The organism is Cyanobacterium aponinum PCC 10605 (assembly GCF_000317675.1).
In the GTDB taxonomy this organism is placed as follows: Bacteria; Cyanobacteriota; Cyanobacteriia; order Cyanobacteriales; family Cyanobacteriaceae; genus PCC-10605.
Window position 1 is genome coordinate 900104 of record NC_019776.1, and the last position, 12473, is coordinate 912576.

The 12473-nt window shown below is 34.2% G+C and carries 12 protein-coding genes; 5 read left to right on the forward strand and 7 right to left on the reverse strand.

Annotated elements, in window-relative coordinates; all coding sequences use genetic code 11:
* Positions 1–57 precede the first annotated feature (57 nt).
* From CYAN10605_RS03680 to CYAN10605_RS03690, 3 genes are all read left to right on the forward strand, one after another.
* On the forward strand, positions 58–801 hold the full coding sequence (locus CYAN10605_RS03680) for a peptidylprolyl isomerase (protein WP_015218601.1): 744 nt from the start codon (positions 58–60) through the stop codon (positions 799–801).
* Positions 802–1152: 351 nt separating this feature from the next.
* The gene (locus tag CYAN10605_RS03685; protein ID WP_015218602.1) at positions 1153–3729 is read left to right on the forward strand and encodes a M1 family metallopeptidase; all 2577 of its coding nucleotides are present in this window, start codon (positions 1153–1155) and stop codon (positions 3727–3729) included.
* Positions 3730–4202: 473 nt separating this feature from the next.
* A complete protein-coding gene (locus CYAN10605_RS03690; RefSeq protein ID WP_041922414.1) occupies positions 4203–4853 on the forward strand; it encodes a hypothetical protein in 651 nt (216 codons plus the stop codon).
* 336 nt (positions 4854–5189) lie between these two features.
* On the opposite strand, the gene CYAN10605_RS03695 is transcribed toward CYAN10605_RS03690, so the two are convergent.
* The 6 genes from CYAN10605_RS03695 to rsfS all read right to left on the reverse strand — a co-directional run bounded on the left by CYAN10605_RS03695 (position 5190) and on the right by rsfS (position 7954).
* Positions 5190–5621 (reverse strand): type II toxin-antitoxin system VapC family toxin, encoded by a 432-nt coding sequence (locus CYAN10605_RS03695; RefSeq protein ID WP_015218603.1) that lies wholly within the window; start codon positions 5619–5621, stop codon positions 5190–5192.
* A gap of 5 nt (positions 5622–5626) precedes the next feature.
* A complete protein-coding gene (locus tag CYAN10605_RS03700; protein ID WP_015218604.1) occupies positions 5627–5887 on the reverse strand; it encodes a hypothetical protein in 261 nt (86 codons plus the stop codon).
* A gap of 171 nt (positions 5888–6058) precedes the next feature.
* On the reverse strand, positions 6059–6274 hold the full coding sequence (gene thiS / locus CYAN10605_RS03705; protein ID WP_015218605.1) for a sulfur carrier protein ThiS: 216 nt from the start codon (positions 6272–6274) through the stop codon (positions 6059–6061).
* Positions 6275–6394: 120 nt separating this feature from the next.
* On the reverse strand, positions 6395–6736 hold the full coding sequence (locus tag CYAN10605_RS03710) for a ferredoxin-thioredoxin reductase catalytic domain-containing protein (protein ID WP_015218606.1): 342 nt from the start codon (positions 6734–6736) through the stop codon (positions 6395–6397).
* A gap of 240 nt (positions 6737–6976) precedes the next feature.
* Positions 6977–7489 carry a CGLD27 family protein gene (locus CYAN10605_RS03715; protein ID WP_015218607.1) on the reverse strand — a complete coding sequence of 171 codons (513 nt, stop codon included), beginning with the start codon at positions 7487–7489 and terminating at the stop codon, positions 6977–6979.
* 30 nt (positions 7490–7519) lie between these two features.
* Positions 7520–7954, reverse strand: a complete 435-nt coding sequence (gene rsfS / locus CYAN10605_RS03720) for a ribosome silencing factor (protein ID WP_015218608.1) — start codon at positions 7952–7954, stop codon at positions 7520–7522.
* 277 nt (positions 7955–8231) lie between these two features.
* Between rsfS and CYAN10605_RS03725 the strand changes: the two genes are divergently transcribed.
* Complete coding sequence (locus CYAN10605_RS03725; protein ID WP_015218609.1) at positions 8232–9575, forward strand: TldD/PmbA family protein; 1344 nt, start codon at positions 8232–8234, stop codon at positions 9573–9575.
* A 136-nt stretch (positions 9576–9711) separates the two neighbouring features.
* Positions 9712–10947, forward strand: a complete 1236-nt coding sequence (locus CYAN10605_RS03730) for a DUF481 domain-containing protein (RefSeq protein ID WP_015218610.1) — start codon at positions 9712–9714, stop codon at positions 10945–10947.
* Between the two features lie 158 nt (positions 10948–11105).
* Here CYAN10605_RS03730 and CYAN10605_RS03735 read toward each other — a convergent pair whose 3' ends face one another.
* On the reverse strand, positions 11106–12257 hold the full coding sequence (locus CYAN10605_RS03735; protein ID WP_015218611.1) for a ferrochelatase: 1152 nt from the start codon (positions 12255–12257) through the stop codon (positions 11106–11108).
* Positions 12258–12473: the final 216 nt, after the last annotated feature.

The window sequence follows — 12473 nt, forward strand, 5'->3', positions numbered from 1 at the left end:
TAGATAGTATCTTTATGGGAGAATACATCAAATTAAAAATAGTTAGATTATTAGATTATGAGTGCTAGTGTGAAAATCGGTGATTTAGTAATTAATTCAGAGAATATTTTTCATCTATTGGCTGAGAAGCAAATGATTGCACCTTTAGCAAGGGAAATTATTATTGATCGTGCGATCGCATCTATTCCTTGTAGTGAAGAAGAAATAAAAGTTGCCGAGCAACAGTTTTTTTGGCAAATGCAGATGAATCCTCAAGATACAGAAAAACTAAATACATGGTTAGAGAGAAATTATCTTACTAGAGAGCAATTACAACAACGTATTTTAAGACCTATTAGACTAGAAAAATATAAAGAACAAACATGGGGAGAACAGTTAGAATCATATTATCTCAAGAGAAAGAATCAATTAGATAAAGTTCTTTATTCTTTGATTAGAACCAAAAATCCGGGAGAAGCTCAAGAATTGTATTTTCGTCTTTGTGAGGGAGAAAGCGATTTTACCCAGTTAGCCAAACAATACTCCCAAGGCACAGAGGCACAAACAGGAGGTTTAGTAGGACCTGTAGAATTAAATGTCCCTCATCCTGATATAGCCCAGAAATTACTAACAGCACAACCTGGGCAAGTTTTACCCCCCACCAGAATAGGAGAATGGATAGTAATTTTGCGTTTGGAGAAATATATTAGCGCTCACTTAGATCAAAATTTACGTCGTAGATTATTAGATGAATTATTTGGGCAATGGATAAATGAACAAATTAGAGATACTGTAAAAGTGGATTTAGAATTGATAGCTTAACTTATATTAACCTCAGTTCGGTTTAAGAATATCAGATAAGGGTAGGTTTCAGGTTGCAGGTTGCAGGTGTCAGGGTGTTTAGGGGATGAGGGAGTTCGCTTCGCTCGTACAATCCTTTCAGTCGTGAACGGAGTTTTTAATTATCAACTATTCACTATTCATTATTCACTATTAACTATTCACTAATTGCCCTTTTCCTCATCATTCATAAATGAAAATTTATCCCGAATTCAGATTATATTAACCTTTATTTGAAGCCGAAATATCTGACTTGGACAGTTATCAGGTATCAGGTATCAGGTATCAGGTAGTAGGTTTATAATTATTCTAGTAATTTCTACCCGTTACACTATGACAAAAAATAACTATTACTTTGATGCTGAGGAAAAAAAAAGTTTTGAATTACCCGGTGCTAAACCTCATTATAATCCAGATCGTTATGGTCAAGTTCAACATATCTGCCTTGATTTGGATTTAGATATACCTAATCAAAGTTTTTCGGGAGTTTGTACCATTACTTTAACTCCCATCCGCAAAAATATCACCCAATTAACCCTCGATGCAGTGGATTTAACCATTGAGTCTGTTTTAATCGATAATATCAGTCAACCTTTTGACTACGATGGTGAAGTTTTAACCATCAACTGCTTACAACCCACTACCGATGAAGATATAAAAGTAGAAATTTTATATAGCAAAGAAAAACCGCAAAGAGGCTTATATTTTATCTCTCCTAATGAATATTATCCTGACAAACCCTCTCAAGTATGGACTCAAGGAGAAGATGAAGATTCAAGATACTGGTTTCCCTGTTTCGACTATCCGGGGCAGTTGGCAACCTCTGAGATAATTGTTAAAGTACCATCAGACTATATTGCTATTTCCAATGGTGAGTTAATTAAAACAGAAGAAAAAGACGATAAAAAAATTTATCATTGGTTGCAACCTCAAGTTCACCCTACCTATTTAATGACTCTTGCAGTGGGTAAATTTGCCGAAATTGAAGACAAATGGCAAGACATCCCCGTTAATTATTATGTAGAAAAAGGGCAAGAAATAGAGGCTAAAATTAGCATGGGTAAAACCCCTCAGATGATTGAATTTTTCAGTCAAAAATATGGCTATCCTTACCCTTACTCTAAATACGCTCAAGTGTGCGTAGATGACTTTATCTTCGGAGGGATGGAGAACACATCTACTACCTTATTAACTGATCGCTGTTTATTAGATGAAAAAGCCTCTTTAGATAACCGCAATACCGAGAGTTTAGTTGCCCATGAATTGGCGCATCAATGGTTTGGGGATTTAGTGGTAATCAAGCATTGGAGTCACGCTTGGATAAAAGAAGGGGCGGCTTCCTACGCAGAAGTATTATGGACTGAACACGAATACGGCAAGGAGGAAGCGGCATATTATCTTTTAGGGGAAGCAAGAAACTATTTACAAGAGGATTCTTCCCGCTATCGCCGTCCTATAGTTACCAATGTTTACAGAGAAGCGATTGAATTGTACGATCGCCACTTATATGAAAAAGGTGCTTGTGTTTATCACATGATTAGGGGTATTTTAGGGGAAGAATTATTCGATAAATTTATCCATACTTTTGTCAATGATAATGCCCATAAAACTGTTGAAACTATTGATTTATTGAGGGCGATTGAAAAAGCAACGGGTTATAATTTAAGCCCCTTATTTGATCAATATGTCTTTAGAGGAGGACATCCTGATTTTAAAGTAAATTATAGTTGGGATAGTGATGCTAATTTAGCCTGTGTAACCATTAAACAAACTCAAGCTAAAGAAGAAGATGGTAAATTTAAAGATTTATTTACCTTAAAAATTCCCCTTGCTTTTGGTTATATTAAAGAAGGAGAAACACCAGAAATAGTTAACTTTTCTCTTAAACTCAATCAACCTGAGCATAGCTTCTATTTTCCTTTAGCAAAAAAACCTGATTTTTTCACCTTTGATGTAGGAAACTATCACTTAAAAACTGTGAAATTAGACTATGGTTTTAGTGAATTAAAAGCTCAATTAAATTATGACCCAGATATTATATCCCGTATCTACGCTGCGATCGCGCTTGGTAAGAAAGGGAATTTAGAAGCGGTTAAAACCTTAAGAGAGGTGTTAGAAAAAGAAGTATTTTGGGGATTAAAGGTAGAAATTGCCAAACAATTGGGTAAAATCAAACTAAATCAAGCCGAATCTGCTTTAATTGCTAATCTTAACCAATCCCATCCTAAAGTTAGAAAAGCCATTATTGAAGCATTAACCCACCATAAAAGCGAAGCTAGTTATCAAGCACTAAAAAATATCGTCATCAACGGCACGGAAAGCTACTACGTGGAATCTTCGGCAATTAGTGGCTTAGGTAAGTTAACCACTGGAAGCCTTGAGGAGAAACAATCAGAGGTGATTAGTCTCCTTGAACAAATTTTAACCCAAAAAAGCGGTTGGAATGAGATTATTCGCTCCTCGGCAATCACTGGCTTATCTCATCTCAAAACCAATGAAAAAGCCGCCGACATTATCATGGAATATACGGCATTAGGTATTCCTCAACCCTTACGCTTAACTGCTATTCGTTGCCTAGGTGCGATCGCATCTGGTCAAAAACCTGATAAACTGACACTTATTCTGGAAAAATTCGATGATTTAATGGCAGATAGCTTCTTTTTGACTCAAATATCATTAATTAGTGGTTTAGGGCAAATAGAAGACTCAAGAGCTATCAATCTGTTAAGAATTTTAGCGGATACCAGCCCTGATGGAAGGGTTAAAATGAGAGCAGAAGAAACCATTAACGTAGTGAGAGGGAAACTAGCTAAAGACAAGACATTGAAAGACTTACAAAGAGAAATAGACAAACTCAAGGAGGAAAATAAAGACTTACAGAGTCGTTTAGCTAAATTAGAAGCTAAATAAGTGAAGTACTCATTGTCGGTACGCTGAACAATGAGCTTCTCGTCTCACTTGCCAATGCTTTACGCTACTTAGAACCTAATCTAAGTAGTGTCGAGTCTTACTCAGCATCTCTACCTATTTCTAGGCTTTATGGCTTTCGCCAACCCGAGCAGGAGTCCGCCTTCCGCAGACCCATAGAACAAAAATTCTACTGCGTCCAACCAGCGTCTTACGACTTTTTACCCTACTGGTTGTTACTTCCCTAGTCTCTATTGATAACTTTTGAATGTTCAATCAAATCAATACATTGATCATATCAAACAAAATCATTAGTCATTTCTACCTCATTACGCACTTCCACTGAAATTAACATCTGGGAGGTTGTGTTCTCAGCAAAGCTGAGGCACTGCGCGATCGCATTTCTTTGACTTATGATTTTTAAGATTTCATCAACTACTGAGCAATATATTGTGCATAGCTTATAAATAATTATTATGATTGACCAAGAGTATATTTACCAATTGATATATCGTAAAGAATGGCGTGAGTTATTAGATTTTGTGTATCAGTATTCTAAAATTTCTACATCAGATGAGCTAATAGTAAACGCAGTTAAGATATTTGAAGATGAGTTATTTAGGGAATTGCATAAAGGAAGTGAGACTAAAGACTTTCAAGATATTTTAGAAAAACTCTTCTTATTAGATAAAGGTAGAGCATATAAATTATCGGAAGGAAGATCATCTAGAGTAATTGTTGAATTGGTGAAGTTATATAATGCTCAGGGATTAAAGAAGAAAGCCTATGAATATGCTAAGTATAATCCCAGTGATGAGATATGTGCTGAGGTTATAAATCTTTACGAAAAGACATTACCAAAAGTAGTAGAACACTCTCAAAGTCATAAAATAAGAGTTACAAAGAACAGAAATAAGCCTAACGTTAATTATGTAAGGAGTCTTTTTCGCTCAAATCAAGAAATAGAGTTTTTTATGGTAGTGAGAGAAATATATCAAATGTACGTAGTGTATCCAAATGTTGCACTAAGCTGTGTTATTGATTTTAATAAGATCAAAGACAATTTAGCACAAGAAGAAAGAGACTTTTTCTTTAAAGGAATAATTGATTGCGTAGTGTTTGACTAGCATCAGAATTATATACCTGTTAAGTTTTTTGAGTTGGATAGTCATTATCATGACTCCTTTGAACAGCAGAAAAAAGATAACTATAAAGATCATATATTAAGTTTAGCGGGACAGAAACTTTATAGGATTAGAAAAAGTTCAAATGAACAAGGAAGACAAGAGTTTATGAAATTGATAAGAGAGTTACCAATTACGGATTCTTAGATATTTTTCTCTTAATCTGGTGTAAATAATAGCTTCGGCGGGGAAAACAAAAACATATACTTGTATTGATTTAGTTGGTTGCTTACTTATTATAAATGATTAGACAAAATAAAGATTTTAGCTCAATCGCTTTTAATAATTAGGATAAAAAACTCTAACAAAAAATTGATTACGATAACGACGATAAATATCAAAATCTTTATCTAAAGTCGCAATAGCAGGTATATTTAATCTTTCAGAAATCGCTATTAACGATAAATCAGTAAAATCAGCAGGTAAGTCTTGGTAAATCTGATTTAATTGTTTGATTTTTTGATAATCTTCTGACAATAAATGTTCAGCAATAAATACTCCTTTTTCTAAGGCAGATAAAAACTCTGTTTGAACTTTTACATCTGGTGCAAGTAGCCACATGGCTTCGGTTATACAGCCAACAGTAGTAATTAATTGACTGCTACAACTTGCAAAAAAATTAATAACTTGTTGATGATGACAATCACCCTTATTATAAAATGCGACTATAATTCCCGTGTCAATGAGAATAAAAGGGTAATATTCATTCATAATCACTAATGTTGTTCATGTTTTTGGTGTAAATATTGAGCAATTTTTTGCTTACGAATATCCCTGTCAGACAAGTCTTCTTCTCCATCTAATAAATGCTCAGGATAACCGCCCATTTTTTCTAAAACTGTTGGCGGTTTTTTTAAACTAATCCAATGATTACGCAAAAGTTTTTTCACTAATTCTTGGCTAGTTATTTTTTCTTCTGACAAAATTTCAATTAAATATTTTTCTGATTCATGATCGAGATTAACTGTTAACATCATTAATTCTTTTTTACTGTTATTAAAAGCTATAGAATTATTTATATAAATGCTATCTCTAAAATAGAGTTTTTCTTTCTCCTGTAATTTCAGATAAAATGGCAAAAATATGTGGATAAAGAAAAGACCTTTGTTATTTATTCTGCAGATCCTAAATAATTAAATTAGAAATTATTATCCTCCTCCGACAATGGTAACAACCTCAAGGCGATCGCCCTCTCGAATTATAGTATGATCCCAGTATTGACGATGGAGAATTTCCCCATTATACTCAAGAGCAATTAAACGTATGTTAAAACCCAAAGATTGCAAGATACTAGGAATAGATTGATTTTCTAAACAACGATGGGTATCACCATTAACAACAATATTGATTTCAGATAAACTCAAAATTTCTACTCCTGATCATAAAATTAGAGATGATTAACAGGACAAAAAGGAAAGGGAAATGGGCAATGGAATATATTAAATTAAAAATCAACAAAATTAACTGTTAATCGTATTTTTCATTTAGTAGGTAGCACTGTTTAAGTCTTCCCAAGAAATTTCCTGTTGCTCTCCCGCAAACTCATTATCAGGAGTAATAAATAACATACAATGACACTCTTTCCTCTCCCTCATCGGTACACAAGGACAATTCCAAAAAGTATCTTTTACCTCTGCTTCTTTATCTTCGTAGTGACGACAAGGACAAAGGGGAGAACCTAATTCTTCTTTATGACGGGCTAAACCTTGTATTACAACCGCAGTTACAGATGGTTCTGCACAAAAATAAGTTCCTGTACGTTTAGCATATTGTTCGGCAAAATTTTTCATTGCCTCTAAGGTTTTTTGATTCTTCGCTTCTGTCATTATTTTTCTATCGGCTACTATTTCCCTTTCTATTTTACAAGTTTTTGGTCAGCTAATTGAGAATTAGGAGTTAAAGAATTAGGGCAGAGTTAAAAGGGTAATGGGTAATAAGATGTAAAAGGCAATGGTGTTGGGGTGAATAGTTGATAATTACTCGTTACTCATTACTCACCTAAACCTGACACCTCATCTCCCCTTCTCACTAATCTCTCTGCCACCATCGCAACGTTAGAACTTGGATTAAGTGAAATTTTGAATTAAAAGTAAAGAAACAAAACTAATACTCATCAAAGATGCTAGGGTAACTCCTGTTTTTTGTAAACGCTTAATCATCGGTTCTACTTGATGTTTAAAAATTAACTGATCTCGATAGTAAAACTCTACTGGTTTTTCCCACACTTGCCCGTCATACCAGCTAGATTCTTCATAAACTATTTTTGTCTTTTTGAGGCGATCGCCAATATAAGCCCATCCTAAGTATAAACGAATTAAAGTAAAAGCAACGAATAAAGAAGATCCTAAACCACTAGCAATTAAAAAAATAAGGGTCATTTTTTGTGGAGGGAAACTAGCGGCGGCAATGGGTGAGCTAATCAATAAACTCCAAAGCCAAATCCAAAATAATTTACGGGCAAACTCCCACTTCGACAAAGTTACCCAGCTAAAAAACCACGACTCTTTTAATTCTTGATATTCATTGATTGGTTGTTGTTCAACGGGTACGGGACAAAAATTAGTGGGAGACTGATTCATAATACAATCTGAATAGGAAATATTCTGACTTTAGTTTTGATTCTGAGATTGATATTCAGAATTATAAATTATTTTTTCTGCTCCTCCCCAAAAAGCCTCAAGATTATAAAATTCTCTTGCTTCAGGTAGGAAAATATGGGCAATCACATCGCCATAGTCGTGAAGTATCCAGTTTCCATCGGTTTTACCTTCAACTCTGACGGGAAGACGTTGGAATTTTTCCTCTATTTTATCTTCAATGGATGTAGAAATCGCCCTTAACTGGGGTTGAGAAAAACCTGTAACAATGACAAAATAGTCCGCCACATAGGATAATTTTTCTACGTTTAATAAAACGATATTATCAGCTTTACGATCATCTGCCGCTTCGGCGATCATTAAAGCTAGTTCTTTACTGTCAACGGTTGGTAAATGTTCTAATGCTTCAGAATACTGATTCTCCAATTGTAAATTCAATTTAGTCATTCACACTCTTAATTTCTTTTTCACCATTATAATCTTAATTTTATAGTTAAGTTTATTTTGTCTGAGAGAAACCGTTGTATTTTTGTCATTGATTTCTATGGTTATATTTCTCTGTAAAGATCAAACTTTAGATTTCTTGCAGAAGTCAGGCAATAGGCAACGGTTAAAAAAATCGACTATTTCCCCATAGAAATTGATTTTAATTTTGCATTCGTGTCTATTCTCATAAATAATCTAATATTGCTATAGTTATTAATCTTGTTAAGAATTTACGGTAATGTCTAACTTTGAGAATAAATATTGGGAATTATCTTTTAATAGTGTTAGTGAAAAGTTATTTAATAATTTAAAAGAAGGGGAATATTTAATTATTCAGTTAACGGCAGAAAAAAGTCATTTTATTCGCTTTAATCATGCTAAAGTTAGGCAAACGGGCATGGTCATAGATGCAGAAGTTTCACTTAAATTAATTAGTAGTCAAAAAACTGCCTATGCTAATTTTCCCTTAACAGGAAATGAGGAAATAGATTTATCTTTAGCATTAGAAAATCTCGACTATTTACGTTCTGAAATTAAACTTTTACCTGAAGACCCGTATATTGTTTTACCTCAATATCATACTTCTTCTCATGAGGTTTATCCTAGTAATTTATTAAATCCTAAAATTGCTATAGAGTCTATATTAAAGCCTGTTCAAGGGTTAGATTTTACTGGTTATTATGCGGGGGGATTAATTATTAGGGCAAATTATAATTCTCTTGGACAAAAACACTGGTTTGCTACTGATTCTTTTTTTATTGACTATTCTTTAATTAATCATAATAACAAGGCTATTAAAGGTACTTTTTCTGCTAGGGATTGGGATTTAAACCAATATCAACATCAAATCAATTGGAATAAAAAACAGTTAGAAAAGTTAAATTTACCGATTCATGAGGTTAAACCGGGTAATTACCGCACCTATCTAGCCCCAAGTGCGATCGCATCTTTGTTGGGAATGTTCTCATGGGGTGCTATTAGCGAAGCGTCTTTACAACAAGGGGGAAGTGCTTTGGCAAAAATGAGACAAGAAGAAAATTTATCTGTGTTATTCAGCTTAAAAGAAAATTTTGAGAGCGGTAATGTACCTCGTTTTAATGATTTAGGGGAAGTTTCTCCCAATGAATTACCGTTGATTGAATCAGGAAAACTTGTGAATACCTTAATTAATAGTCGCACTGCCTTAGAATATAATTTAACAGCTAATGGAGCTAATAATAGTGAAAGTTTGCGTTCTCCCGAAATCAAAGCGGGTAGCCTGAAAGAAGAGGAAATTCTTAAGAATCTGGACACAGGATTATATCTTTCTAATTTACACTATCTCAATTGGAGCGATCGCTCTTCTGGCAGAATTACAGGAATGACCCGTTATGGCTGTTTTTGGGTAGAAAAGGGAGAAATAGTAGCAACTATTAAAGATTTACGCTTTGATGATTCTCTTTACTCTTTCTTTGGTCATAATTTAATTGCTTTGACGGATTTTCGAGAATTTATCCCTGAGGTTAGTACGTATGAAACACGTTCTCTAGGAGGTTGTTTAGTACCGGGGGCGTTAGTTAATCAGTTTACTTTTACTCTGTGAAGTCTGTTTTCGTTTTCCCATTATTTATCCGTCACTAATTGTAATTTTGCCCCTTAAACTCTATTGAGTAGCTACAAAATCTGAGCGTATGGTATTTTAATGTCTGAAGTCTCAATTATTTCAGTCTATAAATACCGTGAAAAAATCATTAGCCTATTTATCTCTTTTTCTTAGCTCACTTCTAACGATTATTAATGGAATTAATGTGCCTATTAGTGCAACGGATGACTTAAATACAATTAGTTTGATAAATAATTATAAGGACATTTTGTCCATGGATAATTCACCATTAAAAGTAATAATTCTTACGAATCTTGCTCTTAAATATGCGAGACAAAATAATCAGAAAAAAGCCTTAAAAATATTAGCAAAAGCACAACAAATATCTCTACAACTAACAGATAATTATCAACAGATAGTTAGTTTAACTCGAGTCGCTCAAACTTACGGAGAAATAAGCAAGAGAGAAAGTGCACTCGCATCTTTGAACCTAGCGAAAGAAAAAACGAAACAAATAAAAGATAAATCCCTACAAGCATCTTTATTACTGAATATTGCCCTTGAATACGAAAAATTAGGAAAAATAGAAACAGCAAACAACATATATCAACAGAGTCAAACAATTAAAGCTCAAATCAGTCAACCTCAACTAGAATTTCCCTTCGAGCAAACCCCTACAAAATTTCAAATAGGATTACTAGCAAATGTCAACTCTTTTCGTAACACTACTGCTACCTTTGGCTTTGATGTTAACTATGAAAAACAATGGGAAATTAGCGATATTCTTCTCAATGGTGCCGTTTTTATCGGCTATGATAGCGATCGCACTTTTAATAAATTTCGCCCCACAGGTTTAATTAACTCCGTTTATCGCCATCACTTTGACAAAGAATGGAGTTTTTTCACCAATGCCTTAATAACCGCAAATCAGGAGTTTTTTGCATCTCAAAATGATGATGACGATTTAAGCATCTTGGGAAATTTACTTTTTGGAGGAGGTTATAACCTCTGGAGAGGAGAAACTCCTAGTAATTCCGTTGACTTACAATTAGGCTTAGGGGGTATTTATGAGTATGACTTTTTTGACGGAGAAAAGAGACGAAATCAACTATCTCCCGCTTTGGGTATTTTGCTTCAAAGTCGAGGTTTCAAACTTGGTAACGCTGAATTAAACCATATTTTAGCCATTATACCAGCCTTAAACGACCTAGAAAACTACACCATCACCTCAGACTCTAACTTATCCATTCCCTTAAGTGAAAAATGGTCTTTTACTAATCGTTTATTTGTACGTTATCGCAATCAACTAATCGAGAAAGACAATCCCAAGGTACAATTTTTCTTTTCCACAGGAGTACAATATACATTCTAAGAATTAAGAATTAAAAACCACGAATACTTACTACTTATTTATTATTTATTACTTGTTTCCCCCTTTCCCCTCATCACCCCATCTCCCCATCCCCTACCACCTGCAACCTGACACCTGACACCTGACACCTAACCTTGACTGAAGTTAATTACTAATTCTTAATGATGGTGATGATGATTGTGATTATGATCGTGGTGATGATGACCATGATAATGGGTTTTGGCAAAACTAGGATTAATTACAGCCCCTTCTTCCGTTAATAAGGATTCAATCAAAGGATTAACCCATTGTGCCGCCATAGCACAAAATTCTTCATTATCGTTAACGCATTCCATCTGGACATAATTGACATCAGGATATTTAACGTATAATGCTTGAATAATGTGTTCTACATCTAACAAGGTTTCATGGTTTTCCGTTGCAAAGCCAATGGGCATAAATATTAAGGCTTTTGCCCCTAACTCAATCAAGTTTCTTCCTGCTAACTCCGCATTAGGTTGAGTCCATTTAATTAGAGGGGTTTGATGGTTGAGCCAACCTACGGAAATTAAGGGATAACGATAAATGAGTTTTTCTCTTACCAATTCATATAAGGCTTGACTTTCATCAATACCCGAAGTAAATCCTTTTGCTTCATGAGGGCAACCGTGATTCATTAAAACAATACCAATTTCTGAAGGTAAATAAGCATTGCTTAATTTTGCGTCGATTTCTTCTTCTACTAATTTAGCTAATAAATCGATATACTCTGGTTTATTGTAGAAAGAAGGTATATAACGTAAGGCTTTAACCCAATGGTCTTCTTTTTTGTCTTTTTGTGCTAACGCCTCGTTTATTTGCTCGATCGCAATTCCACTGGTGAAGATAGAATCAACTACTAAGAGGGGATAAATGAGAATTTTCTCAAATCCTTCAGCTTTAACCTGCTCTAAAACTTGATAGGGTAAATGAGGTTTACAGAAGTTGAAAGCCTTAAATACTTTGACTTTTTCTCCCCAAGTGTGTTGCAACTGATGCTCAATTTTTGCTCTTTGACGCTCGAAAATAGCATTATGAGGAGAAACAAAATTGCCGTGTTGATGACTCCATTCATGTAAATCGAAAACCGCTAACAATTTAGCAAGGGGGGGATATAACCATGTTGGCACAGGGGCAAATTTTGCCGTAAGTAGGTTTAAGGCTTGTTCATTATAGTTGGCAAAATCATCATAACTTTCCACCTCTCCATATCCCATAAGAATAATGGCTACTCTATCTGTAGCAGGTGAGACTGAATTTGATTCAATAGTTTTTTCCGGAGTAACTACCACGATTATGATACCTATAATTAAAATGACATTCTATATCCATTGTAGGGGCATATTTAGAAATTATGAATTATAAATTATGAATCATGGCTCACACGGAATAAATCAGAAAATATATACATTACATTTATGTAATATTTCGGTAGATAAATTCTAATTTTTATGACTAAAGTGAATCAAAAAGTTTTTTTTGTTGTATATTGAGGGGAGAGTAAGGAT

What these genes read in the sequence shown, in the direction of transcription:
- CYAN10605_RS03680 (WP_015218601.1), top strand. Translation starts at nt 58, where the DNA reads ATGAGTGCTAGTGTGAAAATCGGTGATTTAGTAATTAATTCAGAGAAT.
- CYAN10605_RS03685 (WP_015218602.1), top strand. Translation starts at nt 1,153, where the DNA reads ATGACAAAAAATAACTATTACTTTGATGCTGAGGAAAAAAAAAGTTTT.
- CYAN10605_RS03690 (WP_041922414.1), top strand. Translation starts at nt 4,203, where the DNA reads ATGATTGACCAAGAGTATATTTACCAATTGATATATCGTAAAGAATGG.
- CYAN10605_RS03695 (WP_015218603.1), bottom strand. Translation starts at nt 5,621, where the DNA reads ATGAATGAATATTACCCTTTTATTCTCATTGACACGGGAATTATAGTC.
- CYAN10605_RS03700 (WP_015218604.1), bottom strand. Translation starts at nt 5,887, where the DNA reads ATGATGTTAACAGTTAATCTCGATCATGAATCAGAAAAATATTTAATT.
- CYAN10605_RS03710 (WP_015218606.1), bottom strand. Translation starts at nt 6,736, where the DNA reads ATGACAGAAGCGAAGAATCAAAAAACCTTAGAGGCAATGAAAAATTTT.
- CYAN10605_RS03715 (WP_015218607.1), bottom strand. Translation starts at nt 7,489, where the DNA reads ATGAATCAGTCTCCCACTAATTTTTGTCCCGTACCCGTTGAACAACAA.
- rsfS (WP_015218608.1), bottom strand. Translation starts at nt 7,954, where the DNA reads ATGACTAAATTGAATTTACAATTGGAGAATCAGTATTCTGAAGCATTA.
- CYAN10605_RS03725 (WP_015218609.1), top strand. Translation starts at nt 8,232, where the DNA reads ATGTCTAACTTTGAGAATAAATATTGGGAATTATCTTTTAATAGTGTT.